Here is a 24,172-nt window from a genome sequence, read left to right as displayed (position 1 = left end):
GCGAACCCGGCGAGGCGGCGTCAGATCATGTCGCCGCGGACGGACGTGCCCTCCTGATCGGCCCGCTCCCGCTTCAGCACGTCGGCGGCCTCGTTCGCGGCGCGCTCGTCGGCCCCGAGCATCCCGAGCGCGGCGGGCAGCGTCGGCATCGCGAGGTCGGCCGCGCGGAGCCGCTCGAACGCCTCCTCGTCGCGGGTGCCGTCCACCCACAGACAGACCCCGCGGGGGTCGAGCACCTCCTCGTAGGCGTCCCGGGCGAGCGCCCCCTTCAGGCGCTGGCGCACGTTGTCCTCGAAGCCCGCGTTACACACTTCGAGGTGAATCGGTTCGTCGTCGCCGGACTGCGTCCGGCTGCCAGAGGGACTGCGTCCCTTGCTGTCCTCAACCAGCTCGGCCGCGAGGCACTTCTCCGGGGCCGCGTACCCGTTGTCACTCGTTCGCACGCGATCAGGGTGCGCCTCGGCCCACTCCGCGTCGATCGTGGTGCCGACACCTTTCACGCCGTACTCGGCCTCGAACTCGGCGGCCGCGTCGGCGTCGCCGCCCATGATCACGTCCTTCGTCAGGTAGACGTCGAGCCGGTCGACCGGGTCGAGCCCGAGCGCGACGTCGCCGAACGCCCACACCTCGCGGACGGGCACCGGCATCGGCTCGCTCGCGACGCGGTCGACGAGCGATTCCAGGCGGTCGACGGCCCGTGCGCGTTCCATTGCCGACGGGTACGCGGCGGGCGGGCAAACCGGTTACGCTCGGCGGGGCCGCCGCGCCGGTCAGACCTCGTCGATCCGCGCCGCCACGTCGTCCCAGTGGCCGCCCTTCCAGAACCACTGGCCGCAGTCCGCACAGCGCCACCCCGGCCGCTCCGCGCCGACGTCGTCGGGGACGTAGTCGGGGCGGTCGGCCGGACCGCCGCCGACTTCGGGGGAGTCGGCGCGCTCGACGGGGCCGTTACACGAGCCGCACCGCGTCGGCTCGGCGGCGAGTTCGACGGGGAACCCGGCCGCGGCGAACTCGCGGAGCTGGTCGATCACGTCGCGCTCGGTGAGGAGGACGGCGTCGACCGCGGGGTCGCCGCGGGGGGCCCGGTCCGCGAGGTCGCGGTCGCGGGTGAGGAGGACGCGGTCCTCGGCGGCGGCGAGCTCGCGGAGCCGGTCGTCGGCCTCGATCCCGCGGTCGAGCGCGTAGGCGGCGTCGTAGCCGCAGATCCGGAGGTAGGTGGCGAGTTTCCCGCACATCACGTCGAGGAGGACCGGCGGGCGGTCGCCGGCCGGCGGCTCCGCGGCGTCGCGCTTCTCGCCCCCCGTCACGAGAGGAACGACCGCAGCCCGTCGAGCGAGCGCGCGTTGAGCACGTCCGCGGTCTCGGCCCACCCCCGCCGCGCGGTGTGGATCCCGTACCGGGCGTTGTCGAGCTCGCGGGGCGCGTGCGCGTCGGTGTTGACCGCGATCGTCGCGCCCGCCTCGACCGCGGCCCGGACGAACTCCCCGTCGGCGTCGAGTCGGGCGGGGTTCGCGTTCACCTCGATCGCGGTCCCGGACGCGGCGGCCGCCTCGGCGACCGCCTCGACGTCCGGGTCGAGCCCCGGTCGCCCGTTGATGAGGCGACCGGTCGGGTGGCCGAGGACGTCGACGTGCGGGTGTTCGACCGCCCGGACCAGCCGCTCGGTGGCCGCGTCGCCGTCCTGCCCGAGCGCCGCGTGCGGGGACGCGACGACCAGATCGAGGGCGGCGAGGGTCTCGTCGTCGGTCGAGAGGCCGCCGTCGGCGTCGACGTTGGCCTCGATCCCGTGGAGGATCGGGACGTCGACCTCGTCGGCCGCCTCGGCGATCGCCGCGGCCTGCTCCTCGACGGCCGCCTCGTCGAGGCCGACCCCGCCGACCATCCCGGGCCCCGTCGCGTGGTCGGTGACGACGTGGTAGTCGTAGCCGCGCTCCGCGGCCGCGGCGGCCATCTCGGCGATCGAGAAGCCGCCGTCGGACCAGTCGGTGTGGGTGTGGAGGTCGCCGCGGAGGTCGCCCGGCTCGACGAGCGACGGGAGCCGCCCCTCGGCGGCGGCCGCGACCTCGCCGCGGTCCTCGCGCAGCTCGGGCGGGACCGGGTCCATGTCGAGCGCGCGGTAGACCCCGTCCTCGCTCTCGCCCGCGACGCGCTCGCCGACGCGGGTCGAGTCGGGCTCCGCGGCGTCGCCGCCCTCGCCGTCGTCGGCCTCGTCTTCGGGTTCGGCGTCTCCGGAGGGCTCCTCGTCGACGTCTCTCACGTCGAAGAGGCCGTACTCGTTCAGCTTGAGGTCGCGGTCGATCGCCCGATTGCGGACGGCGACGTTGTGCGCGCGCGACCCCGTGAAGTACTGGAGCGCGGCCCCGAACTCGTCGGGGTCGACGATCCGGAGGTCGACGCGCGTGCCGTCCGCGCGGACGCTCGCCTTTCCGGTCCCCGCCTCGATGGTCGCGTCCGCGGCGGGCCAGTCGGTGAACGCCTCGACGATCGGCTCGCGCGCCTCGCTGGCGACGAGGAGGTCGATATCGCCGATCGTCGCCCTCCACCGCCGGATCGACCCGCAGACCTCGACGGACTCGACGGCGTCGCGGTCGGCGAGGTACGCGAGCGCGTCGTCCGCGACCGGGCGGGCGTCGCCGAGGCGAGTCCGCTCGCGGGACTCCCGCGCGAACGGGATGTTGTCTAAGATGTTCTCCTCGGTCTTGGCCCCGAACCCGGACACCGTCTGGATCTCGCCCGCCTCCGCGGCGGCCTCCAGCTCGTCTAAGTCGGTGACGCCGAGCGCGTCGTACAGCGAGCCGACCGTCTTGGGGCCGACCCCTTCGACCGCGGTTAGCCCGGCCATGTCGACCGGGAGCTCCTCGCGGAGCCCGGTCAGCTCCTCCATGTCGCCGGTCTCGACGTACTCGACGATCTTCGCGGCGATAGCGTCGCCGACGCGATCGATCTCGGCGACCGCGTCCTCGCCTTCGGCCGCGAGCCCCTCGATCGGCGCGGGGTGGTCGCGGACGTTCTCGGCCGCCCGTCGGTAGGCGGTCGGCTTGTACTCGACGCCCGTCGCCTCGAGGAGGTCGGCGAACTCCTCCAGCCGCGTCGCGACCTCGTCGTTCCGGCTCATCGGGGACAGTTCGGCGGCGTCCCACTTATACCGCGTGGCGGACGACCGCCCGACGGGCCGCGGCGGCTCGCCGGCCGCTTATTCCGTCGGAGACCGTACCCGCGTCCATGTCGACCGACGACGCGAACGGCGACCGCGACGAGCGCAACGTCCTCGGCGGCGAGTTGGCCCCCTGCGGCCACGAGCCGACCACCGGCTACCTCCGCGACGGCCGCTGCCGCGACGTCGACGGCGACGCCGGCGAGCATACCCTATGTGCGGTCGTCACGGCCGAGTTCCTCCGATACAGCCGCGACCGCGGCAACGACCTGATCACGCCGCGCCCCGAGTTCGACTTCCCCGGGCTGACGCCGGGCGACCGCTGGTGTCTCTGCGTCGGTCGGTGGCTGGAGGCCGCCGAGGCGGGCGTCGCCCCGCCGGTCGTCCTCGAAGCCACGAACGAGTCGGTGCTGCGGTCCGTCGACGCCGACCGACTCCGCGAGCACGAGTTCGACCCGGAGGCGTTCGACCCCGAACGCCTGGACTGAGCCCCGAGCGCGGACCGGGGCTCGACGCGCCGCCTCACTCGGTCAGCCAGAGCCCGGCGGCTCCGACCGCCGCCACCCCCATCGAGCCGGCAAGCAGGGCGAACGCCGGGCGGAACCCGACCGCGTCGGCGATGACGCCGACCGCGGCGGGCGCGAGCGCGCCGCCGCCCATGAGGAGGGTCCGGACGACGCCGAGGCCGCCGCCGGCGAGCCTGTCGGGGAGGGCCTCGACGAGGTACGCGCCGCGGACCGGGCGGAACCCGTGGGACCCGAGCCCCAGCGCAACGACGAGGACGCCGAGGGGAATCGCGCCGGCCCCCGCGAGCGCGACGAGGCCCGCGAGGGCCGCCGTCGCGAGTCCCAGCGCGGCGACCATGACCGGGAAGCGGCCGAGCCGGTCGGAGAGATCCCCGGAGACGAGTTGGACGAACGTGACCGCGAACAGCGCGGAGTACAGCAGGCTCGCGGTCGACACGGGGAGCGCGGCCGCCTCCGAGAGGTACAGGGGGAGGAACGCGACCGTCCCGTTGTACGCGAACGAGAAGGCGACGGTCACCAGCACGAACGCCGTGAACCGCGGCTTCCGGAACAGCCGGAGGTACGCCGCCGCGCCGGGGCTCTCGTCCCCGTCTGTCGGGGCGGTCGCCGCGGGCGACCCGGAGAGCCGCAGCGCCGTGGCGACCGCGAGCCCGACCGCGAGGACGCCGGTGAGCAGGAACGGCGCTCGCCAGTCCGCGCCCGGCAGCCGGGCGAGGACGACCGCGAGCGCGGGCGGGGCGGAGAGGACCGCGGCGACGACCGCGGGCGCGGCGACTCCCCCCATCGCCCCGAGCGTGTCGTGCGCGCCGAGCATCCGCCCGGTTCGGGCGGGGTAGACGCGGGCGATCAGCCGCACGGAGACCGTCTTGTGGACGCCCGTGCCCGCGCCGATGACGAGCATCGCGGCGACGAGAACGGCGAAGGGGGCGTCGACGACGACCGCGAGCGACCCCGCGCCGGCGACGAGCGCGCCCGCGACGATCACCCGCACCGGGCCGACGCGGTCGGCGACCGCGCCGCTCGGGAACTGTAACAGCGCGTAGACGATCATGAAGCCGGTGAACGCGGTCCCGACGGTGGCGTTGCTCACGCCGTACGCGCCCCGGATCGACTCGAACAGCGGCGGGAAGAGGTAGCGGACGAATTTCCCGAGGAACCAGACGAGCGAGACGAGGACCAGGGCGTCGTACTCGCCGATCCGGTCGCGGTTCATCGACTCGTCGTTGCGGAGTCACTGAATTAAAAGGGCGGAAGGCGGCAGGAGTCGGGTCGGCGGGTCGACGCGGCCGGATTCGACGGTCTCGGGGCGAGCCGTTCAGAACGGGCCCTTGCCGCCGCCCATCATGTCGCCGAGGCCGCCGCCCTCGCCGCCCATCTTCTTCATCATGCGCTGCATGTCGCCGTCGCCCATCCCCTGGAACTGGCTGATCGTCTGCTCCATCATCGAGTGCTGTTCGAGCAGCTGCTGGACCGTCTCCTCGTCGGTGCCGGAGCCGCGGGCGATCCGTTCCGTGCGCGACTGACCGACGACGCGCGGGTTCTCTAACTCCTCCTCGGTCATCGAGTCCATGATGCGCTCGAACCGGCGCATCCGGTCTTGGGTGACGTCCATCGCGTCGTCCGGGAGCTCGTCCATCATCCCGCCGCCGAGCCCGGGGATCATGTCCATCACCTGGTCGAGCGGTCCCATCTTGTTCATCGCGTCCATCTGCCGTTTCATGTCATTCAGGGTGAAGTCGCCCTGAAGCATGTCCTCGGGGTCCCAGTCCTCGTCCTCCTCCTGGGTCTCCTGCATCGCGCGCTCGACGCGCTCGGAGAGCTGCTTCAGGTCGCCCATCCCGAGCAGCCGGGAGATGAACCCCGACGGCTCGAACCGCTCGATGTCTTGGACGGTCTCGCCGGTGCCGAGGAAGGCGATCGAGGAGTCGGTCTCGTTGACCGCGGTCAGCGCGCCCCCGCCTTTCGCGGTCCCGTCGAGCTTGGTGATGACGACGCCCTCGATGCCGATCGACTCCTCGAACTGGCGGGCCTGTTCCTTCGCGCCCTGCCCGATCGCCGCGTCGAGGACGAGCAGCGAGCGGTCGGGGTCGACGACGCCCTCGATCTCCTCGATCTCCGCGATGAGGTCGTCTTCGAGCGCGTGCCGGCCAGCCGTGTCGACGATGTGGACGTCGGCGTCGGCCGTCTCTTCGAGCCCCGTCCGCGCGATGTCGACCGGGTCGTCGTTGTCCGGGTTCCCGTAGAAGTCGACCTCCGCGCGCTCGCACATCTGCTTCGCCTGATCGTACGCGCCGGGGCGGAAGGTGTCGGTCTGAACGACCGCGGGGCGGAGCCCCTTCTTCGAGAACCACCACGCCATCTTCGCCGCGGAGGTCGTCTTCCCCGACCCCTGGAGGCCGGCGAGGAGGATCGTCTGGTTCTCGAGGGGGAGCCGGGTCGAGTCGCCGACCAGCTCGACCATCTCCTCGTAGACGATCTTGAGGACGTGGTCCTTCGCCGTGGTGCCGCCCGGCGGCTCCTCTTCGAGCGCGCGGGACTTGATCGAGTCCGACAGCTCCATGACGAGGGAGACGTCGACGTCGGCGGACAGCAGGGAGCGCTGGATCTCCTTGACGATCTCCTCGACGTCGCTCTCGGAGAGTCGGGACTTCCCCTGGAGCTTGTCGAGGCTGCTCCGCAGGGACGTGCCGAGGTCGTCGAGTACCATTTGCCGGAGCTAGGCGGGCGACGGGCTAAAGCTTTGTTCGTCGGCGGGCACGGCGACGCGTCCCGGACCGGACGGGCTCAGTCGTCGACGAGCCGCGCGCCCGCGGCGTCAACCCGACAGACCTCCGGGTCGTAGCCCGCGTCGGAGAGGCCGGTGTCGAGCGCGAACGCCGTGCGACCGAGCATCGCCATCGCGGCCTCGCCGCCGGCGGCCTCGACGGCGGCGATCGCCTCCGCGACCTCGGGGACGAGGAGGTCCGCCTCGCAGGCGAACGTCCGGGCCGCGTTCATCAGCGTCGGGAGCCGCGGGTCCGCGCGGAGCCGGTCGAGGGCGTCCTCGCCGGCGGCGGAGAGGGTCGCCGTGTCGCCGCCGAGGACGCGCTCCGTCGACAGCTCGCCGAACGTGACGTACTCGACGCGCGCGGTCGCCGGCACGCCGTCGAGTTCGCCGACGCCCGGCGCGCCGGGTTCGAGCCGGATTGGAATCCCACCGCGCGCCTGCGCGACCACGTCGCCGAGGCCGGTCCCGCGGCCGACCTCCGCGGCGTGCGCGATCCGGACGAGCTCGTTCTCGGAGCGCCCCCGGCCGAACGCGTCGTTCGCGGCGAGCGCGGTCCCAAGCGCGGCCGCGCCGGAGACGCCGAAGCCGGCCCCGATCGGGAGGTCGGTCTCGACCGCGACGTCGGCGGCGACGCCCAGTTCGGCGAGCACGTCGTCGACCGCGCCGATCGACCCCGGCTCGCCGTCGATGGTCGTCACCCCGGCGTCGGCGTCCGCCGTCGCCGCCTCTGTGCCACTCGTCGCCGACCCTCCGTCGCCGGCCGCGGTCTCACCGGCGTCGACGGCCAACACCCGGACGGCCACCCCGTCGGTGAGCGTCACGCCCGCGCCGCGCGACCCGGCGACCGCCGGATCGTCGTCGGGGTGCGCGCTGAAGAGGGCGGTGACGTGACCCGGGACGAACGCGGTCGCCCGCTGGCTGCTCATGTGGCCGCCGACGAGCGGGCCGCGATTAACGGTTGTTATCCGGGCCGAAGCGGCCCCAATCGGCGCGCGACGACATCGACACCGCAGGCATAAGTACCGGCCGGGCGAACTCGGGCCGTATGCGAAGCCAGCTGCGCCCCGTCCTCGCCGCCGTGCTCGCGTTGGTCTTTCCGGGGCTCGGGCACCTCACGCTGCGCCGGTGGGGTCGGGCGCTGCTGTGGCACCTGACCGTCGTCGGCGGGGGGATCGCGCTGTTCGCGCTGTACGACGTCGAGCCGGTCAACCCCCTCGCCGACCCCGCGGCAGTATCGGCCGCGGTCCCCAGCGACGTGGCGCTGCCGATCGTGGTGTTGACCGTGCTGTCGGCAGTCGACGCGTACCTCGTCGGACGGGCGGACGTCGCGGAGCGCGAGCGGGTCGACGCCGCCGCGGAGGCGATGCGGCGTCGCACCGCGAGCGCGGACGGCAACGAGGGGCCGGGGACCGGCCCATCCCCGCCGTCCGCGGCGGGCGATGCGGGGGAGAGCCTCGACGTGACCTGCCCCAACTGCGGTCGGGAGACCGACGCCGACCTCGACTTCTGTCACTGGTGTACCGAGCCACTCCCGTGGGCGGAGCCCGACGGCCGGTAACGCGGACAACTCGACCGGTATCGGGAGACTGATTGCTCGGCCGTCCCGCGTGCCGATCGACAGATGACGGGTGACGCAGTGACGGGTGACCGCCGATGACCGGCGGGGCACCGACCGGGCTCATCGGGCTCGTCGCCGTCGTCGGCGGGGCTGTCCTCGCCGCGTTCGCGGTGCTCCTGCCCGCGTGCGTCGGCCGAGCGCGGATCCGGAGCGTCCTCGGGGACCAGGACCTGCTCCGCGACCGCGCGGTCGGGGCGGCCCCGTACGTCGGGGGGCTCGCGCTCGTGCTCGCCGTCAACAAGGGGTTCATCCGGCGCATCGAGGCGTTCTCCTTCGAGTACGGCTACCGTGCGACGACGGCTATCTACGCGGTCGAGGGCGACCTCGTGGCCGCGGTCCAGGACGCGATCCCGCGGTGGGCGGTATACTACTTCGGCCCGGCCTACGTCGTCGGCTACGTCGTGTTGCTCGCGTTCCCGGTCGCGGCGTACGCGTTTGCCGAGCGGCTGCGGCCCCTGAAGCGGCTGATCGCTGCGTACGCGGTGAACTACGCGGTCGCGATCGGCTGTTACGCCGGGGTCGTCGCGTACGGGCCGCGGAACTACCCGAATGTCGCGGGCGCGGACCCGAGCGCGGCGAGCGTCGAGCCGCTGCTCTTGGACTGGTTCGGCGGGGTGACGGCGCTCACCTCGCAGGTGAACGCCGCGACGAACGTCTTCCCCTCGCTCCACACCGCGCTGTCGGTGACGGTGGCGTTCGCGGCGGTGACGACTCACGGGGAGTTCCCGCGGTGGACTCCGGTGGCCGCGTTCCTCGCGGGGAGCATCGTCGTAGCGACGGTGTTCCTCGGGATCCACTGGGTGACGGACGTCGTCGCGGGGGCCCTGCTGGCCGCGGGCAGCGTCGCGGCCGCGGACCGGATCGTCGGCTGAGCGGCGGCCGAATCGCTCCACTACGGTCAAGTCGAGCAGTCCGGTAGTTTCTCATCGGTGATAACTGAGGGCTAACTATGATATGACCCCGCCGCGAGTGTCGAGGTACGGACGCGAACGACGGACGGAACCATGAGTCTGAATCCACGACGATACGACGTACGAGAGCTGCGCCGGATCGCGGACGCCCCGCGAGACGGTGCGGACGGAGCGCCTCGGGAGCGGGCGCTCCGGCGGCCGAACCGGAACCGGGCCGAGCAGGCGGCGCGCTCGGCCGCGTTCACGGAACTGCTCCAGCGTCAGCGTGGTGCGCGGCACGACGGCGAAGACCCGGCAGATCGACCGTACCTGACGGCGATTCCCGCTTCGCCCGCGGCGGAACGCGAGATCGGCAAGTGGCTCGGCTACCTCGTCGACGTCGGCGGCCGCGTGCGGAGCCGGGACGCGCTGTCCTATTACGGCGAGGTCGACTGGGTCGGCGACGACGCAGTCGCGGCGCTGACGCGCCGCCTGGAGGGGTTCGACGCCCCGACGCGGGACCGGCCGTTCACCCCCGCGGACCACCGGATCAGCCTCGTCTCCATCGTCCGGATCGCTTCGTGTGCGAGTGACCAATGAGCGACGACGAATCCACGGACATCAACGAATCGGACGAATCGGCAGCGGTCGGCGTGAAACTGGGCAGCACCCGAACGGTGCTCGACATCCCCGACGGACGGGGAGGCCGCGAGCGCCACTCAGTGCTGACCTGCCTGGCGACCTACGAGGACGCCATCACCGGCGAGGAGAAGGTGCTGTTCGGCGAGGAGGCCGCGGTCGAGTACCCCGACCGCGTGCGCTTCATGCTGCGCTCGGGACTCCCCGAGGACGACGACAGCGTCGCCGACGCGGAGCGCTTCTTCGAGGCGGTCGTCGACGCGCACGACGTGCCCGAGGACAGCGCGGTCGTCTACGCGGTGCCGACCATCGACAACGAGGCGGGCGTCGAGAACCTCAAGTCGGTGATCGAGGGCTCCTCCATCGGTCAGGTCGAGACGCGGAGCTACCCCGAGTCGCTGTGCGGGGCGATCCCCGCCTACGGCGACGGGCTCGACGCGATCGACGAGGTGTTCGTCTCGGTGAACCTCGGCTCGACGACGATGGAGGCGTGCGCCTACCGGCGCGGCGAGCAGCTCTCGCCGTTCTCGACCGGCTCTGTGACGGGCAACGAGGTCGACCGCCGGATCGTCGCCGCCGTCGAGGAGGAAACGCAGGGACGGGTCCACATCGACCGGACGACCGCCCGGGAGTACAAAGAGCAGCACGGCGACGTGTACGACTTCGAGCCGTTCACCGACGTGGTCCAGCAGCCGGGCGGCGGAAGCCACGAGTTCACCGTCGACCGCGGCGTTCAGGAGCCGATCGACCGGTACATCGACGAGGCGGTCGACACGGTCGCCAACGAGTTCCTCCCCGAGCTCGCAAACGACCACATGAAGCCCTACCAGCTGGCGCTCGGCCGCCCCATCGCCGCCACCGGCGGTATGGCGTGTATTCCCGGGCTCACCGAGGAGTTCGAGAAGCGCCTCAGCGAGGAGCTCGACCGCGACATCGAGATTGTCTCGCCCGAGGAGCCCGCAGTCGCGGCCGCAGACGGCGCGGCGCGGATCGCGGCGCGACTGGTCTGAGCGACGAGCGAGCGGAGCGGTTTCTCGATTTTTTCGAGCCCCGCAGCGGCGCGTCACGCGAGACCGAGTATGGTCGGTGGCGCGTGCCTGCGGGGCCGCCTCGCGACTGGGGCTACGGAGTCGTTCACGCCTGATTTCTAGTGGACCACGTATTGTCGAGGGGTTGGGACTTTGGCGGTGTTCGCCGTCGATCCGCGGTCGGTTATACGTCGAAGAGCCGCTCGGCGTCCTCGGCCTGCCGGCGGTAGATACCGCGCCCCTTCAGCCGCGGCACCTCGTGTCGGTGGAGCTGCTCCGCCGCGGTGTCGTACACGAGTGGGAACACGTTCGTCCGGCGCTCCGCGACCGTGAAGCCGGACATCGCCTCGATCAGCGACGCGTCGGGGTCCGGAGCCGCGAACGTCACGTACCCGATCAGCGTCGGGGACGCGCCGCCGTCGGCGCGCCCGGGTTCGGCGTCGACGCTGCCGGCGAGAACGTCGCGGAACGCCGCCGCGGTGTCGCGGAGCGCCGGCGCGTCGAACCCCTCGGCGTCGACGAGCGTCGCCAGCGCTACGACCGCGCCGAGCGACTCGTCCGTCTGCCGAGCGATCCACAGGTGTTCGAACTCGTCCGTCCACTCGTCAACCGCCTCGAAGCCGTGTTCGCGCCGGTTCGCCGCGACCGCCTCGCGGTACTGGGTCATCTCCATACCCCGTCCACGACGCCCATGGTAAAAAATGACATACATGGTCGGGAGACCTGAGGCGTCCCCGCAGCGCGGCGGCCGACGGAGGAACAGCCGACATGGGAGCGGCCGATACGAGGACGATCGAGACGAGAACGGCCGAGACGAGAGCGCTCGGATGGCGGTCTCGCTGCCGGATATATATCACTCCATATCGCTCTTAGCAACCGTTAATCCGGCACGGCGAGGTCTCCGAGTATGAGCGACGACGATGTCGTGACGTTCGGGTTCGTCTGCGTCCAGAACGCCGGTCGCAGCCAGATGTCGGCGGCGTTCGCCGAGCGTGAGCGCCGCGATCGTGGCCTCGACGACCGCGTTGAGGTCGTCACCGGCGGGACGCACCCGGCCGACGAGGTCCACCCGGAGGTCGTCGAAGTCATGCGAGAGGTCGACATCGACATCGGCGACCGCGTTCCCCAGGAGGTCTCGACCGACGAGCTCGACGGCTGCGACGTCGTCGCCACGATGGGGTGTTCGACGCTCACTCTCGCCGACGGCGTCGAGGGGCGCGACTGGGCCCTCGACGACCCGCACGGGCAGGACGTCGAGCGCGTCCGGGACATCCGCGACGAGATCGAGGGCCGCGTGATTGGCCTCTTCGACGAGTTCTTCGCGGAGGAGTAGTCGATTCGGGCGGCGATAGTTCCACGAGATCGTTCGCGGTAGAGGTACTCTCTCCCTTCGCTCCGTTCCTCGCTTCGAATCCGGAGGCGGGACTGTTCGCCTCACTCTGTTCGGAGAATAGTCCCGGGCGGATTCGAACCGCCGTCAATGGCTGACTTCGGGCACCCGACCGAGCTCTTGGCGAGAGCGGCAATGTGCCGCTTTGAACGCGCGTCGCGGTCGAATTCCCTCCAAAGGCCATTATGATTGGCCACTACACCACGGGACTTCATATCCGACTAACCGGCGGGCACTCAAGTAGGTTACTCTCCGCGACGAGACCGGTTCCGTCCCCCGGCTACGCCCCCTCTTCGATCCGGTCGAACCGCTCCTCAAAGTTCTCCCGACAGGAGCCGCAACAGAAGTGGTACAGCGTCCCATCGATCCGCGCCGACTCCCCCTCGGCGGTGACGGTGTTACCGCACTCAACGCACTCAACCGCGAGGTCGGCGTCGCCGACCGCGGGCGACCAGTCGTGGGCGTCGAGCGGCCGCACCGACAGGTCGCGCACGGCGTCCAGTCCGACCGCGTCGTCGACGAGGTCGCGGGCCGTCCCCACCTCGGCGCGCGCGACGAGCGTCACCTCGCCGTCGGCGGTAAGGAACGCGTGCTCGACGCGCTCGTGGCCCGCGACCGCTCCGTGGACGCGCTCGGCCTCCGCGGGCGGGACGGCGAGGGTCACGAGCACCCGTAACCCGTCGGAGAGAGCGTCCCCGTCGATCCGGAGCGTGAAGCCCTGGATGACGCCCACCTCGCGGAGGCGGTCGACCCGGTCCGACACCGCGGGCGCGGACAGGTCTACGCGGTCGGCGATGTCGCTGTACGGCCGTCTGGCGTCGGCCAGCAGCAGCCTGATGATCTCTCGGTCCGTCTCGTCGAGCGTGCGCATGGCCGGGCGTTCGGCCGACGCGGGCAAAAGCCGTCCGGGAGGTCAGACGGTCGCGGAAAACGGTCGGCATCGGGGGCGACAGAAAGGCAGTTGTGTCGGCGGCGTCAACAGTCACGTATGACGACGATAGAGGTCGACGGCATGTCGTGTACGGGCTGTGAGGACAACGTGACCGACGCGCTCGGCGAGTTGCCGGGCGTCGAGTCCGCGAGCGCGGACCACGAGGCGGGCACCGCGACCGTCGAGGGCGACATCGACGTAGACGCCGTCGTGGCCGCCATCGAGGACGCCGGCTACGAGGCGTCGGCGTAGAGGTCGACGACCGCGACGAGCGTCGCACGCACCCGGATCGCGCTCCTTTTTGTTCCAATCGCGCTCGCTGAGACATGGGCACGGTACTGCTCACGGGATCGAGCGGCGGCGTCGGCGCGTGGATGGTCGACGCGCTCGCCGATGCGGGCCGCGAGGTGGTCGCCGACGACCGGAGGACGCCACCGACCGAGGACCGCCACGACGACGTGGTCCGCGCCTGCGAGCTCGCGGCCGATCACGAACTTCAGGGCATCTACAACGTCGGTACCGCCGAAAGTCACGCGTTCAACGAGATGGTCGCGCTGATCAACGACGAACTCGGCACTAACGTTGCGCCGAAGTACACCGAGAATCCGCTTGCGGTGTACGTCCACGATACAATGGCTGACCACTCAAAGCTCCACGAAGCCACGGGTTGAGAACCCCAGATCGGCTTCGAAGAGGGTGTCGCCCGGGTCTGTGACTCGTATCAGTGATCAGTATCCACGCAGATGAATTGATCTAGCTCTGAAAACTCGAAATTTCCCCGTTTGATCGGCTCCCTACTACACCGTGCTCAGTTATCCACCCGGACACAGACCTGTGTCGTTCTCCCAGAAGAATCTGGAACACGGGTTCTGTCTGCGGTTTGGATAAAAATTGATCGGATCAGAGAGGCTCTTGTTTGCCAATGAGGTCCACCGACGCATTGACACTCGCATTATCAGGAACATCGGACAGCACGCTGTAATCCATCTCCGTTTTGATGACGAGCAACGCACACTCGCTGCCACCGGCATCAGTCCCGTTGAGCGTGCCTTGGCCCGTCGAGTCAGTGAGGCTGAGGCTCCTGTCCCCCAGCCAAGTATTGAGGTCGTCGAGATCAGTGATGCCATTGCTGTTGGCGTCTGTGATATCCGACGGATCGGCCACGGTATCGCCGCCGTATCTCACCTCACGGATCTTGATGGCTTTCGCAACCTCGGTGTTGCCATCTATCGTAAGCCCGGCGAGGATGACGTTCCTGATCGGGAGCGAGCCGCCGTTACACACGTCTATGGTTGACGAGTTCTGTTCGCCTTCTGCCAGACTCTCGAATTTCAATGCTCCGTCGCTGGGAGTGGTCTCCAGAACGAGACTCCCAATTTTGAATGTGGAGTCAACTGAATCTGAGTCTGTGAGGTACGCGAATGTCCCTGCGCCGCCTCCACCTGCTGCTATACCCGTCAGCGCGATACCCCCGAGTGCTTTTCGTCTGCTTATTCCATCGTCATCTGTCATTGTTGTGTTACGGTAGTCCGTCAACCAGCACCGTATTGGTGCAAAGCCCTCCTCAGGAGTCGAACCTGAGTCGCTCCGAGAGGGTGCGATCAGACCCAGGGATTAGTTGGGTCAACGTTGTGCCTCCGCTGTTCCGCGTACGCGTGGAAGCTAATCGTCAATTCATCGCCCTGAATCTCGTTTCCAACCGCTTTCGGAATGCGCCACAAGAGTGAGAAATTCTGTGTCCCATCAATGTCCCATTCTGGCATTATCCCACCCGTCGATGGAGCGATGTTATTGGCCAAGTTTCTGAGCGTGATGTCTCTGAACAACACCGTATCATCGCTGTCGATCTTACAGTCCCCGTTGGTATCCCAGAACGCATCAAGGAGAATCCTATCAGCGAGCGAATATTCTTCGGCCGGCTGCGCCAACTCCGTCGGCGAGCAACAGTCGATTGTGTGGTCGATTGCTAACGCCCAACTTCCTCCCTGACCCGAGTTCACTTCCGTGGCACCAGCCCAACAGGTCTCTTCCCCGTCAAGCTCTTCCGCGTGAACTGCGATGACAGGGGTGTCTCCACATGAGAGACTGTAGTTCGAGTTCTCGAATGGAATCTCATACGTGTCCGTAGTCGCATCGATATTCTCATGACTGTAATCGAACTGACCCGGAGACGGACCACCAGGGATACTCTCGATAGAGTCGGTTATGTGGAGATGCGTCTCTCCGAGTGACTGGCCAGAAGCAGACTCGATTTCTACGATGAGGGTACCCCCATCGTTAGCGATCGTAACGCTCCCGTCTGTTGTAGTCTGCCCACACACCCACGGATACTCTACCGGTGGACATTCGCTTTCGTGGGGATCATCTTGCGGCTGGTCTCCACCATCTGTCTCATGTTCGATATCCATCGCGAGCCACACGTACGCAGGATTCGTCTCGTTGTGGATACTGAGACTGAAACAACCAGCATCCCCAGGCTTGATGTCTGTGAAGTGGGCCGCTACCTGACCGCTCGTATCCGCTGGAGCCTGCATAGCGATCTGAGTCCCGTTGTGGAACGCCTTCCAATCCAACTGAATATCTAACTCACCAGCAGTTGCGATGACTGCGACTTCCTCTGTGTCGCTGAGGAGCGCCCTCGTCCCGACACCTCCCGCCACGCTCCCGAACCCGATGAGTCCGAGCCCACCGAGCACGCTGCGTCTGGGTATTTTAGTCATGTTTGATGCCCATCTGAGGAATCGAACCTCAGTTATGCCAATATGGTATTGATTGGTTGATTGCTATCCGTCCTTCTCGGGCTCGTACGCGAGGTAGACCTGCCAGAGGCCGTCCATAAACAGCAGCGTCATTGGAAGGATAACCAGTACGGCCAACCCGGTACTGGTCCCAGCGAACCGAGCTACGTATCCCATCAGTGGGACATCAAGCATCACCTTCCCAACAATCTCATTTCGGAGGACCGGTTCCCCATCTCGGTTTTCGTTCGCGTCGCCTTTTGTGACGAAGGCGACGCTATCGGTGATGTCGCCGGTTTGCTTCTCAACCACCCGATGCGTTGTGGTCTGGCTAATGCTCCCAGACTTACTGAACGTAATTACGTCACCTTCCTCAATACGTTCGTCTGCTTGGTCCGGAGGTATGGCCTCCACGAACACCACCGAGCCGGTTGAGATTGCTGGTTCCATGCTGCCTGATTGGACGATGAACGAGTAGTCTGCTCCCACCAACCCCGGAAAGGCGTTGATGGCCGACAGAGCTACTGCGGTCACCAGTGCGGTGAACCCGAGAATCTTGATGATTCTCAGGTAGTTCACGCGTTACTCGGGCGTGTTGTTGCCGGGGGCGAACTCGTTGAAGTTCGGTGCTTCGGTATGTCTGCTCTGGAGGAACGCAAAGTCCAGCACGATAGACGCTCTGTCGCCCTGGATCTCGTTCCCAGTGCCGAAGGGGATGTGGAAGTCGTAGCCGAAGTTCAGTGTCTCACTGGGCTGGAGCGGCGAGACGCCCTGGGTGTTGTTCCCCGTCGTCCCGTCAGTGGCGGCAGAGCCGTCGAGCATCACACTGCCAGTTGCGACAGACGCACTCCCACCTGAAGCCGTCTGGTAGCCGAGACTGCCGTCACCTGACGTCCAGTGAGCGGTATCCACGGCATTGACATTCTGGGAGATGTCCACAAGGTCGCGCGGAGCTAAGTAGTACTCTTCAGTCCCGTCTGGACCGATGAAGGGCTCTCCGTTGACGAGTTCATCGCCACTCTGGGAGTTCGACCAGAATGCACTCGGGCCAGAACCGTCGTAATTGGTAGCGTCGAACTGGTCCGAGCCGGCATCGAAGAACTTACACGAGCCGTCACTATCGTAGTACGGCAGCGCGTAGATGTTTTGTGCGAGTTCTCCCTGTGTGAGCTGTTCCCCTTCGAGGTCATCGTAGCTGGTCGCAGTAAACTCTGAGTCCGCTTCGGGACCTGCGTTCGCAGACGTGACGTTCGGGTCTGCGCCGAGTTCGGGCTCGTAGTTCTTGTAATCGATGTTCTCTACAACGTTGAGACCTGACGCAACCCACGCAGCGTTGCTCTGTACTTCGATACTGAAGTTGACACAGCCGAAGTCTCCCGGCTTTACGTCGGTGAACGAAACGTCGATGGGGATGGAAGTGTCCCCGTACAGCCCACCGTTGTCAGCGGTCGTGCCGGACGTATCCATGCTGATTAGCGAAGACTCGCTAACAGGCTTCCCGTTGTAAGAGCCCGACCAGCTGATCTCTCCGTCAAGTCCACCGGCCGTGAACGTGACCGCGTTCGATTCAGTGTCGCTCAGTTGTGCAACAGTACCGATACCTCCGAGCCCTACCGCAGCACCGGCTGCGCCAATGCCTGCGAGGGCCTTCCGCCGTGACAAGTTGACCTTGCCGCTATTATCTTCTGACATCGTTGACCTCCAACGGTAGTCCGTGAGCCAGCCTCCCCGGTCCCGAAACCTCCGGGCAGCGAGGCGGACGGCCTGCCGAGGAGTCGAACCCCGAAACGCCGATCAGGCTATTATTCGTGTTGCGCGTTCTACTCTGCCCAACGACTGACGCCGCACCCGCGTGCGGAACGTGGTCCAGATGCTCGTCTGAGAGTGTGGCTGGCACTCCGTGGTGGAGGGGGGTCGTCGTCCTGCTGTCGCCAGGCGCGGTGACTCCGATCTCGAAACCACGCTCGCTCTGTGTGACCACCCCAAAATGCTCGACGTACAGGCACAACCTGTCCGCGAGGACCCGAGCTGACTCTTCCTCGCTGACGTTCGCAGTTGTCCTCGTACCGACTTCGACGGAGGTGACGCTACTGGTACTGAGGCCGGGTAGCGCGTTCCACCGTGGCGGTTCGAAGCTCTCGGTTGGCATCGTGATCGTCCCGACGCGTGTCCCCGCCGGGCGTACCAGACGCCAAAACGCCCATCCCCTTAGCTAATCACTTAATTTCTGACATAATAGCTAGTTTGGATCTCTGAACCGGGGATTTGAGGAGCCAATGAGCGGTTTAGGAGGCTACAATCAGAGCGTGACCTTCGGTATCTTCTCGAACCAGTGGACGGCCAAAACGAACCTGCGATGGCCTGTCTGTATAAACGAAACCGGCTTATACGCCGGTATTTGGCCTGTTAGGAGCAAACTACTCCGAGAAAAAGTACTAATAGCTCAATGCGCATGGGGAACAGAATACGGTCGGAAACTACTGACTTTGACCTGAAAGCATCGTCTTCCGAGAACACCCCTAGTTTGCGACCGAAGGGACCACCTGAAACGGACTGATGTCTATTAGGACACAATTACCTTTGAAACACTATTGTGTGTGTCTTGGTGTTCGGCTGGAGAGACCAGAAGGAGAACTCAAGATATGGCCATCAGAAGTCGATCCCAAGAGATTCCTGAAACGGACATCCACGATCTGCTTCGCAACGAGCGCAGGCGTCAAGTGATCAAGCAACTACAAGGTACAGTTGGCAAGACGACTCTCCGAGACCTTGCAGAAAGCATCGCCGAACGCGAGACCGGTGAGTCGCCGCCGCCAAAGAATATCCGCAACAGCGTCTACAACTCGCTCCACCAGACGCATCTCCCGAAACTCGACAACAGCGGAATCGTAGAGTACGAGTCCAACAGGAAGACAATCCGACTCACCGAGAACGCCCGCTCTGTCGACGTGTACATGGAAGTCGTCACTCCATACGGGATCACGTGGAGCGAATATTACAGCATGCTTGGCACGCTCTCGTTGCTCATCGTCTTCGCAGCGCTCGTTGAGGTCCCCGTCATCTCCATGATCGATCCGGTCTTGTTCGTGAGCGTGTTTCTTGTCGTTTTCAGCGTCTCAATTGGATACCAACTGTGGATGTCCCGCTGGGTGTATCTTAATGCAATGTTTGACTGACGGAGCACGCGTTCAAATGTGTCCAGAACTTTTTCACACAGGTATGGTCTGGGTGGCCACAGAGTTCGCTGAGGGTGCAAACATCCGAGGGTTCTACGTATCTGGTGGGAGAGCGACAACGTCGACACCGAGGAGAACTACACGTTCGATATGAAACCGGCCACAACTGACGCTACATCAACGCCACCACCCACACGATATCGCCGCGAACAAGCCAATCTTCCGGGTCCAGCGAATGCTGGCTCCGCACGATCAGTGTTCTCGGCCGACAAACTCGACAGTATCCTCAAGACAGTGCCACCGGATACGATCGTTCGGCTGGATTATGGTGAAACATTCTCGGTACGGCTCGCATGGTACCTCACCGGTGGCGAGAGCATCCATGAGGGAACACTCCCAGAAGTCACTACGCTTGTTGCCCCGCATGAAAGCACTGGGATCGCAGTTTCTAGCGCATCCGAGCCAGAATGAGTCGGCAGGGTCCACGCACAGGAATCTGCCATCTCCTTGGTCTGCGTTGGCTATTCAGACGTCGCAAGTTGCAGCCGAGAGTTCGCGATTAATAGGAACAGAAACAAAACCAAAGCGACGTCGGCGAACCCACGCAGTGGCGGGCGGTAGGTTGGCCCAGATGGGATTATGAGATGAGGGGGGCTATCATAACCACTTTGCGCCTGCGGAGGACGACGTCAAAATGTGGCTAAAGCTATGGGTATTCTCCTTGCTCTTTCTAATGACGGTGATCCGAGTCGGGGTACTGTTGAAAAGCACAACACCGAAGGAATCGAATCCGACTGCTCGAAGGCTGAGCGGCTACTCGGATGGGGGCCAGAACGCTCGTGGTACAACGAGGAGAACCCAGACGAGGTTGACGGATCCGACACAATCTAGCGATCAACGACAACCAAGAGGCTTGATCCGAGGCGGGCCGTCCGTGGTCGTCTCAGACCGTGTCGTCCGTCACGTTCTCGTCGTCGTTGCTGGGTTCTGCGTCGCGGGCGGTCTCCTCACCGCTGTTGGGCGCGGCCGCAGCGTCCGGATCCGCAGATTCGAATGAGACCGCCCCGCGGACCCAATTCATCATCGACTCGTCGCCGTCGGTGGATTCTGGGTCAGCGAGTTCACCGTCCCGCTCGGCTGCGTCGCGGTCGCCGGGGCCACTCTCCGGGTCGATCGCGTCGCCGTCGGGTTGGTCACCGGATCCCCCGCCTGAGTCCGTCGGTGCCGGCGGGCGGTACGTGTAGACGAAATCCCCGGAGACGGCGTGAAACGCACCCGTCTCGGGGTCCTCCACGACGCCGGTGTCGTTGTCTATCGCGAAGTCGACGAGGTCACGCAGCGACCCTGCCTCTGCGGTCGGGCGCTCGTGGACCGAAGTGGGGAGCCGGAACGTCGTGATCCACTCCGCGAACTCCGAGCGGTCGTCGCGATACGAGAGGTAGTTCCGCTCCGCGGGCGTGAGCGCGAGGTCGAACTCCCGGGCCGCGTACCTCATTCCGGCGGCCCCAACGAGGCCGACGAGCAGGAGGAGCGGGCCGCCCAGCGATCGGAGCACGCCGTACTCCCGCTCAACGGTGACCGGTTCGCTCCGCGACGTAGTGTCCGATTGGACGCCGGGCTCGTCGACCGAGTACGTGTCGCCGCTGTGCGCGACCGTCATGTCGAGTGTCTGTGTCGACGCCGTTGGGACCCCGCCGATCGACCCGTCGACGGCGACTTCCGTCGTGACAAACGTCTCCGTCTCGCCGGGCGACGCGCCGAGTTGCTCTTCAATCGACGCCACGCGCCCGTCGATGGCGGTGCTGTTGAGCGTGAACGTGGTGTTGACGGTCTCGCCGGGCCCGACCCCCGAGACGGTCTCCGACGCGAGCGGCTCTGTCTCACGCCAGTAGACCGTGTCACCCTCGCCGACATTCCGGATCACGAGCACGGAGTCGAGCTCGACGGTCACGTTTTCGGCGCTCGACGCGGCGTAGCTCATCGCCACGTCCACGTCGAGCTCCGGGGCGATCCGCGTGAAGTACGTGTTCCGGCCGTCGAGCACCGCGCCGGTCTCGAAGACCGCGTTCGGCTCCGTCACCGTCGCGCTGTGGCGGTACTCGCTTTCGACGGTGAGCGAGGAGACCGTCCGGCTCTCCGTCTCCGTGCCGGGGTCGACATGCGTCGTGTACACGAGCCCCGCCCCGACCGCGGTGAGAACGAGACAAGCGACGAGAATTGCGGTGGACTGTGCGTTCAGGACGGCGCGGAGTCGGAGTCGGCGTTCGTTGGGATCTGAAGACATGCGTGTTACTTATACAGCTCGCGGAGGAGTCGCCGGTGGAGCGGGGGACGCTCGCGGGAGTCCCGCGACCGGATCCGAGCGGGTTCGCCGCGCAGGAGCAGCAGTCCGATCGCGACGACGCCGCCGCCGAGCAGCCCGTTTATCGCGACGAGCGGGACCCAGGGGTGAACGCCGTACAGTTCGTCGACGATCCCAGGAGGCAACACAGCGAGGTAGCGGTGTTCGACGACGAACAGGCGGTAATACCCCGTCTCGTCCGGTGCCGACAACGTCACTGTCGTCGACGCCTCTCCGCGGCTCCCCACCGAGAGCCGCTGCGGGTCGACGTTGACGCCCGGGCTCGCGGGCGTGACGTAGGCGTACACCGGGACGATCCCGGCGTTGGGGACGACGTACTCGAGCTCATGGCTCGTGCCGCTCTCGATGACGGTCGGGTTCTCCGACTCAAACTCGGCGCTCACGACGCCGTACTCCTGCGTTCCAGCCGGCACGATCATCGCCGCCGTCGCCGTCGCCATCAGCACCAGCGCCAGCGTGCCGAGGATCGCCAGCACGGAGGTCCCATCGTCGCGGGACCGGTCGCGCGTCTCCCGGTCCCGGCCGCCGGCGGTGAGGTACCAGTCGACCGCGTACGCGACCGCCGACAGCCCGAAGATGATGTACGCGAGCCCCTGCGTCCCCTGGAGCGACCGGACGCCGAACGTCACCGCTAACTGCGTCTGGACAGACTGTAACGCGGACTGGAACCCCATGGCGGCGGTCCCGAGGTGGGGGATCACAACGACGCCGCCGCCCACTTGGAGTGCCTTCGCGACGACGTCCGCGTCCTGAACGACCGGCTCGCCGCCGTCTTGGTCGGTGAACGGGTTGTTGTCGCCGCGGGTGATATAGCCGCGTTCGGTCTCCTCGACGACCCGGTGAGTCGTCAGCCCGCCGCCCTGGATCTCCTGTGCGTCGAACGTCACGATGTCTCCGGGCCCGATCCCGCCCGCGATCTGGGCCGGGATCGCGATGAACCCGTCGCCCGGGTCGAGCGTCGGCTGCATGCTGCCGGTCTCGACGTAGCTGAGGAGGACCGGCTGGCCGAGGAACTGCCCGACGACGAGCGAGAGAACGACCAACACCGCGGCCACCTGTAGGGCCACGGACAGCGTTCGTTTGATCGACATGGTATCAGACTCGGCTCGGAGACGGGGTTGAAGCGGCTGCCGCCGCACCGATATTTCTGTCGCGCAAGCGTCAGGTAGCCGTCGATCGCTGAACGGCGGCGTGTGCTAATAAGTTCGTGGGTGGAGGCGAGTTCGCCGGGGAACGGGCGTCGCTACTCGTCGAAGGCACCCCCCGCGAGCAGCGCGAACGGGCCGATGAAGCCGAGACAGAACCCCAGAAGGTGGACGTAGAGGTTGACGACGCTGCCGCCGCCGGCGGGGTCAGCGGGGAAGCCGACGACGGGGTAGCCGACGGCCACCACCGCGCCGACGACCAGCAGCTCCCCGTAGCCGGGACGCGACGCGACGGCGGTCGCGTGCGTCCGAATCGCCGGCGGGAACCGGACCTCGCTGCTGGCCACGTACAGCACCGCGAGGAGCGCGCCCGCGACGCCGATCGCCAGCCCCGCGATCCCGATTCCCTCAGTCGAGACGGGTAGCGCAAGGAGCGCGATCCACCCGACGAGCGCGAAGAAGACCGCCGGCAGTGCGCGTATCGAGGCCGCGGGCGCGAACCACTGGCGAGCGTAACAGTACCACAGGATCGGGAGCAGTCCGGCGAGCGCCATGTTGATCCCGGAGAAACCGAAACCGATCGCGTTCCGTGGGACGGCGAGGTTCAACGCGGACAGCGCGAACGGGAAGGCGAGGAGGTACGTGACCAGAGCGGTGAAGAAGAGGCGCCGGCGTCCGCCGAGGACCGCGAGCGCGTAGCCGACGCCGGCGAGGAGTCCGTACCCGACGAGGTTGCCGAGGAGATGGTCGGTCCCGAGGTGGACGTAGTGCGCGGCGAATGCCGACAGCACCGTCGGCTCCAAGTACGCGAACGCGAGCGATCGTCGGGTCGCCTCTGGCAGCGCGAACACGGCGACGAGCGCGACCGGGGGGGCACAGAGCGCGACGAGGTCGCGGGGGCGAGCGCGGGCGGACAGCTCGGCGAAGAACGCCGCGTACCCCGTCCGGTCGCGCGCGCTCCGGTCGCGGACGGGGCCGTCGCTCGCGTCTGGCCCCGAGATCGAGCGGTCCGACTCCGACGAGAGGTCGCTCACGACTGTTCGTGCCCCGACGGTGAGTTAACGACTGTGGTCCGGCTTCCAGCGGTGATAACGCTCGACGCAGTCTGCGTGCTGGGCCGATCGTCGGGGTGCCCTCCCGTTGTCTCGGCCGCGGCTGCGTCGTCGGTTCGCGCGGGCGGGCGTCACGATTTTGGCATGCGGCGGACGAGCGCAGCGCTCGCGAGGACGATGAGGAGGAGGACGCCGAGCCCGGCAATGTTCGGCGGATCGATCCCGCTCGGCTCCTCGGTTGGCGAGTCGGCCGCGGGACCGTCGGGCTCCGCCGGGCCGACGTCGTTCGCGTCGCCGTCGCCCGAGTCGCCGTCGCCGCCCAGATCGCCGACGACCAGCGTTCCCGCGGGCGCGCCGTCGACCGCGAGGTCGTACGTCCCGGGCTCGTCGAACGTCGGTTCGAAGGCGACGGTGGCGCGCTCATTGAGATCAAGATCGACCCGCTGGGTCGCGACGGGCTCGCCGTTGGCAGTGAGCGTCACCGTGCGCGAGCCTGCCGTGCCACCGCCGTTCCGCAGAGTCGCCCGGACCGTGGCGCGCTCGCCGGGGTCGACTGCCTCCGAAGAGATCGTCACCGTTCCGACGTCAAATCGGGGTTCGCGCGTTGCGATCGCAAACGTCGAGAACACGGTCGTCGTCGCACGGAAGTGGACGCGGTCCTCGGGAAAGTCGAGGATCTCGACGACGTCCTTGTCGACGACCTCCGCGGGCTTCTCCTCCCACTCGCCCGCGTCGGTCTGCCGGTAGAGCGTCAC

The 24,172-nt window shown here is 67.1% G+C and carries 24 protein-coding genes, 1 tRNA gene and 1 pseudogene; 9 read left to right on the top strand and 17 right to left on the bottom strand.

Annotation, left to right across the window (positions count from 1 at the left end; all coding sequences use genetic code 11):
• Nucleotides 1-20: 20 nt before the first annotated feature.
• The 3 genes from C464_RS13050 to C464_RS13040 form a co-directional block, all read right to left on the bottom strand.
• Nucleotides 21-710, bottom strand: a complete 690-nt coding sequence (locus C464_RS13050) for a DUF7095 family protein (protein WP_006114218.1) — start codon at nucleotides 708-710, stop codon at nucleotides 21-23.
• Between the two features lie 60 nt (nucleotides 711-770).
• Nucleotides 771-1,235, bottom strand: a complete 465-nt coding sequence (locus C464_RS13045) for a Mut7-C RNAse domain-containing protein (protein ID WP_080510460.1) — start codon at nucleotides 1,233-1,235, stop codon at nucleotides 771-773.
• Between the two features lie 68 nt (nucleotides 1,236-1,303).
• Complete coding sequence (locus C464_RS13040) at nucleotides 1,304-3,115, bottom strand: helix-hairpin-helix domain-containing protein (RefSeq protein ID WP_006114216.1); 1,812 nt, start codon at nucleotides 3,113-3,115, stop codon at nucleotides 1,304-1,306.
• Between the two features lie 107 nt (nucleotides 3,116-3,222).
• Here C464_RS13040 and C464_RS13035 point away from each other — a divergent pair, with 107 nt between their 5' ends.
• Entirely contained in the window at nucleotides 3,223-3,642 is a 420-nt protein-coding gene (locus C464_RS13035) for a DUF2237 family protein (RefSeq protein WP_006114215.1), read from the top strand.
• 34 nt (nucleotides 3,643-3,676) lie between these two features.
• Here C464_RS13035 and C464_RS13030 read toward each other — a convergent pair whose 3' ends face one another.
• From C464_RS13030 to C464_RS13020, 3 genes are all read right to left on the bottom strand, one after another.
• On the bottom strand, nucleotides 3,677-4,894 hold the full coding sequence (locus tag C464_RS13030) for an MFS transporter (RefSeq protein ID WP_006114214.1): 1,218 nt from the start codon (nucleotides 4,892-4,894) through the stop codon (nucleotides 3,677-3,679).
• Between the two features lie 102 nt (nucleotides 4,895-4,996).
• Entirely contained in the window at nucleotides 4,997-6,388 is a 1,392-nt protein-coding gene (locus tag C464_RS13025; RefSeq protein WP_006114213.1) for a signal recognition particle protein Srp54, read from the bottom strand.
• Nucleotides 6,389-6,465: 77 nt separating this feature from the next.
• Entirely contained in the window at nucleotides 6,466-7,374 is a 909-nt protein-coding gene (locus C464_RS13020) for a pantoate kinase (protein WP_006114212.1), read from the bottom strand.
• 119 nt (nucleotides 7,375-7,493) lie between these two features.
• Here C464_RS13020 and C464_RS13015 point away from each other — a divergent pair, with 119 nt between their 5' ends.
• The 4 genes from C464_RS13015 (at nucleotide 7,494) to C464_RS13000 (ending at nucleotide 10,605) form a co-directional block, all read left to right on the top strand.
• Nucleotides 7,494-8,006, top strand: coding sequence for a zinc ribbon domain-containing protein (locus tag C464_RS13015; protein ID WP_006114211.1), 513 nt, complete (start codon nucleotides 7,494-7,496; stop codon nucleotides 8,004-8,006).
• 95 nt (nucleotides 8,007-8,101) lie between these two features.
• On the top strand, nucleotides 8,102-8,938 hold the full coding sequence (locus C464_RS13010; protein ID WP_006114210.1) for a phosphatase PAP2 family protein: 837 nt from the start codon (nucleotides 8,102-8,104) through the stop codon (nucleotides 8,936-8,938).
• Nucleotides 8,939-9,070: 132 nt separating this feature from the next.
• On the top strand, nucleotides 9,071-9,556 hold the full coding sequence (locus C464_RS13005) for a FlaD/FlaE family flagellar protein (protein ID WP_006114209.1): 486 nt from the start codon (nucleotides 9,071-9,073) through the stop codon (nucleotides 9,554-9,556).
• Nucleotides 9,553-10,605, top strand: a complete 1,053-nt coding sequence (locus C464_RS13000) for a cell division FtsA domain-containing protein (protein ID WP_006114208.1) — start codon at nucleotides 9,553-9,555, stop codon at nucleotides 10,603-10,605. Before C464_RS13005 ends, C464_RS13000 begins: the two co-directional genes overlap by 4 nt.
• Before the next feature lie 202 nt (nucleotides 10,606-10,807).
• On the opposite strand, the gene C464_RS12995 is transcribed toward C464_RS13000, so the two are convergent.
• On the bottom strand, nucleotides 10,808-11,296 hold the full coding sequence (locus C464_RS12995; protein WP_006114207.1) for a hypothetical protein: 489 nt from the start codon (nucleotides 11,294-11,296) through the stop codon (nucleotides 10,808-10,810).
• A 234-nt stretch (nucleotides 11,297-11,530) separates the two neighbouring features.
• Between C464_RS12995 and C464_RS12990 the strand changes: the two genes are divergently transcribed.
• On the top strand, nucleotides 11,531-11,956 hold the full coding sequence (locus tag C464_RS12990) for a low molecular weight phosphatase family protein (RefSeq protein WP_006114206.1): 426 nt from the start codon (nucleotides 11,531-11,533) through the stop codon (nucleotides 11,954-11,956).
• 118 nt (nucleotides 11,957-12,074) lie between these two features.
• Here C464_RS12990 and C464_RS12985 read toward each other — a convergent pair.
• Nucleotides 12,075-12,224, bottom strand: a tRNA-Gln gene (locus C464_RS12985).
• A gap of 69 nt (nucleotides 12,225-12,293) precedes the next feature.
• Nucleotides 12,294-12,884, bottom strand: a complete 591-nt coding sequence (locus C464_RS12980) for an AsnC family transcriptional regulator (RefSeq protein ID WP_006114205.1) — start codon at nucleotides 12,882-12,884, stop codon at nucleotides 12,294-12,296.
• Between the two features lie 117 nt (nucleotides 12,885-13,001).
• Between C464_RS12980 and C464_RS12975 the strand changes: the two genes are divergently transcribed.
• Nucleotides 13,002-13,196, top strand: coding sequence for a heavy-metal-associated domain-containing protein (locus tag C464_RS12975; protein ID WP_006114204.1), 195 nt, complete (start codon nucleotides 13,002-13,004; stop codon nucleotides 13,194-13,196).
• A gap of 200 nt (nucleotides 13,197-13,396) precedes the next feature.
• Nucleotides 13,397-13,615 (top strand): annotated as a pseudogene (locus C464_RS12970) (NAD-dependent epimerase/dehydratase family protein); the annotation flags it as partial.
• Between the two features lie 229 nt (nucleotides 13,616-13,844).
• Here C464_RS12970 and C464_RS17655 read toward each other — a convergent pair.
• From C464_RS17655 to C464_RS12950, 4 genes are all read right to left on the bottom strand, one after another.
• Nucleotides 13,845-14,456, bottom strand: a complete 612-nt coding sequence (locus C464_RS17655) for a TasA family protein (RefSeq protein WP_080510459.1) — start codon at nucleotides 14,454-14,456, stop codon at nucleotides 13,845-13,847.
• Nucleotides 14,457-14,545: 89 nt separating this feature from the next.
• Nucleotides 14,546-15,664 carry a hypothetical protein gene (locus tag C464_RS12960; protein ID WP_006114201.1) on the bottom strand — a complete coding sequence of 373 codons (1,119 nt, stop codon included), beginning with the start codon at nucleotides 15,662-15,664 and terminating at the stop codon, nucleotides 14,546-14,548.
• Between the two features lie 63 nt (nucleotides 15,665-15,727).
• The gene (locus tag C464_RS12955; protein WP_006114200.1) at nucleotides 15,728-16,261 is read right to left on the bottom strand and encodes a signal peptidase I; all 534 of its coding nucleotides are present in this window, start codon (nucleotides 16,259-16,261) and stop codon (nucleotides 15,728-15,730) included.
• Between the two features lie 3 nt (nucleotides 16,262-16,264).
• The gene (locus tag C464_RS12950) at nucleotides 16,265-17,374 is read right to left on the bottom strand and encodes a twin-arginine translocation signal domain-containing protein (RefSeq protein WP_152420958.1); all 1,110 of its coding nucleotides are present in this window, start codon (nucleotides 17,372-17,374) and stop codon (nucleotides 16,265-16,267) included.
• A 950-nt stretch (nucleotides 17,375-18,324) separates the two neighbouring features.
• Here C464_RS12950 and C464_RS12945 point away from each other — a divergent pair.
• Complete coding sequence (locus C464_RS12945) at nucleotides 18,325-18,858, top strand: DUF7344 domain-containing protein (protein WP_006114198.1); 534 nt, start codon at nucleotides 18,325-18,327, stop codon at nucleotides 18,856-18,858.
• Between the two features lie 943 nt (nucleotides 18,859-19,801).
• Here C464_RS12945 and C464_RS12940 read toward each other — a convergent pair.
• The 4 genes from C464_RS12940 to C464_RS12925 all read right to left on the bottom strand — a co-directional run.
• Nucleotides 19,802-21,142, bottom strand: coding sequence for a DUF5305 domain-containing protein (locus C464_RS12940; protein WP_006114197.1), 1,341 nt, complete (start codon nucleotides 21,140-21,142; stop codon nucleotides 19,802-19,804).
• A 5-nt stretch (nucleotides 21,143-21,147) separates the two neighbouring features.
• The gene (locus tag C464_RS12935) at nucleotides 21,148-22,311 is read right to left on the bottom strand and encodes a signal peptidase I (RefSeq protein ID WP_006114196.1); all 1,164 of its coding nucleotides are present in this window, start codon (nucleotides 22,309-22,311) and stop codon (nucleotides 21,148-21,150) included.
• A gap of 152 nt (nucleotides 22,312-22,463) precedes the next feature.
• A complete protein-coding gene (locus C464_RS12930) occupies nucleotides 22,464-23,399 on the bottom strand; it encodes a hypothetical protein (RefSeq protein WP_006114195.1) in 936 nt (311 codons plus the stop codon).
• Nucleotides 23,400-23,548: 149 nt separating this feature from the next.
• On the bottom strand, nucleotides 23,549-24,172 hold a 624-nt coding region (locus tag C464_RS12925; RefSeq protein ID WP_275039720.1), incomplete at its 5' end, for a CARDB domain-containing protein.

This window comes from Halorubrum coriense DSM 10284 (genome assembly GCF_000337035.1).
Classification (GTDB): Archaea; Halobacteriota; Halobacteria; order Halobacteriales; family Haloferacaceae; genus Halorubrum; species Halorubrum coriense.
The sequence above is the reverse complement of the archived record's forward strand: the minus strand, read 5'-3'. Positions and strand labels throughout refer to the sequence as shown.

Excerpts from the sequence above, each read along its gene's own strand:
- C464_RS13035 (WP_006114215.1), top strand. The coding sequence starts at position 3,223 with ATGTCGACCGACGACGCGAACGGCGACCGCGACGAGCGCAACGTCCTC.
- C464_RS12975 (WP_006114204.1), top strand. The coding sequence starts at position 13,002 with ATGACGACGATAGAGGTCGACGGCATGTCGTGTACGGGCTGTGAGGAC.
- C464_RS13040 (WP_006114216.1), bottom strand. The coding sequence starts at position 3,115 with ATGAGCCGGAACGACGAGGTCGCGACGCGGCTGGAGGAGTTCGCCGAC.
- C464_RS12940 (WP_006114197.1), bottom strand. The coding sequence starts at position 21,142 with ATGTCTTCAGATCCCAACGAACGCCGACTCCGACTCCGCGCCGTCCTG.
- C464_RS12945 (WP_006114198.1), top strand. The coding sequence starts at position 18,325 with ATGGCCATCAGAAGTCGATCCCAAGAGATTCCTGAAACGGACATCCAC.
- C464_RS13005 (WP_006114209.1), top strand. The coding sequence starts at position 9,071 with ATGAGTCTGAATCCACGACGATACGACGTACGAGAGCTGCGCCGGATC.
- C464_RS13030 (WP_006114214.1), bottom strand. The coding sequence starts at position 4,894 with ATGAACCGCGACCGGATCGGCGAGTACGACGCCCTGGTCCTCGTCTCG.
- C464_RS12960 (WP_006114201.1), bottom strand. The coding sequence starts at position 15,664 with ATGACTAAAATACCCAGACGCAGCGTGCTCGGTGGGCTCGGACTCATC.
- C464_RS13025 (WP_006114213.1), bottom strand. The coding sequence starts at position 6,388 with ATGGTACTCGACGACCTCGGCACGTCCCTGCGGAGCAGCCTCGACAAG.
- C464_RS13010 (WP_006114210.1), top strand. The coding sequence starts at position 8,102 with ATGACCGGCGGGGCACCGACCGGGCTCATCGGGCTCGTCGCCGTCGTC.
- C464_RS12935 (WP_006114196.1), bottom strand. The coding sequence starts at position 22,311 with ATGTCGATCAAACGAACGCTGTCCGTGGCCCTACAGGTGGCCGCGGTG.
- C464_RS13000 (WP_006114208.1), top strand. The coding sequence starts at position 9,553 with ATGAGCGACGACGAATCCACGGACATCAACGAATCGGACGAATCGGCA.
- C464_RS12950 (WP_152420958.1), bottom strand. The coding sequence starts at position 17,374 with ATGTCAGAAGATAATAGCGGCAAGGTCAACTTGTCACGGCGGAAGGCC.
- C464_RS12990 (WP_006114206.1), top strand. The coding sequence starts at position 11,531 with ATGAGCGACGACGATGTCGTGACGTTCGGGTTCGTCTGCGTCCAGAAC.
- C464_RS12980 (WP_006114205.1), bottom strand. The coding sequence starts at position 12,884 with ATGCGCACGCTCGACGAGACGGACCGAGAGATCATCAGGCTGCTGCTG.
- C464_RS13045 (WP_080510460.1), bottom strand. The coding sequence starts at position 1,235 with ATGTGCGGGAAACTCGCCACCTACCTCCGGATCTGCGGCTACGACGCC.
- C464_RS17655 (WP_080510459.1), bottom strand. The coding sequence starts at position 14,456 with ATGACAGATGACGATGGAATAAGCAGACGAAAAGCACTCGGGGGTATC.
- C464_RS13020 (WP_006114212.1), bottom strand. The coding sequence starts at position 7,374 with ATGAGCAGCCAGCGGGCGACCGCGTTCGTCCCGGGTCACGTCACCGCC.
- C464_RS13050 (WP_006114218.1), bottom strand. The coding sequence starts at position 710 with ATGGAACGCGCACGGGCCGTCGACCGCCTGGAATCGCTCGTCGACCGC.
- C464_RS13015 (WP_006114211.1), top strand. The coding sequence starts at position 7,494 with ATGCGAAGCCAGCTGCGCCCCGTCCTCGCCGCCGTGCTCGCGTTGGTC.
- C464_RS12995 (WP_006114207.1), bottom strand. The coding sequence starts at position 11,296 with ATGGAGATGACCCAGTACCGCGAGGCGGTCGCGGCGAACCGGCGCGAA.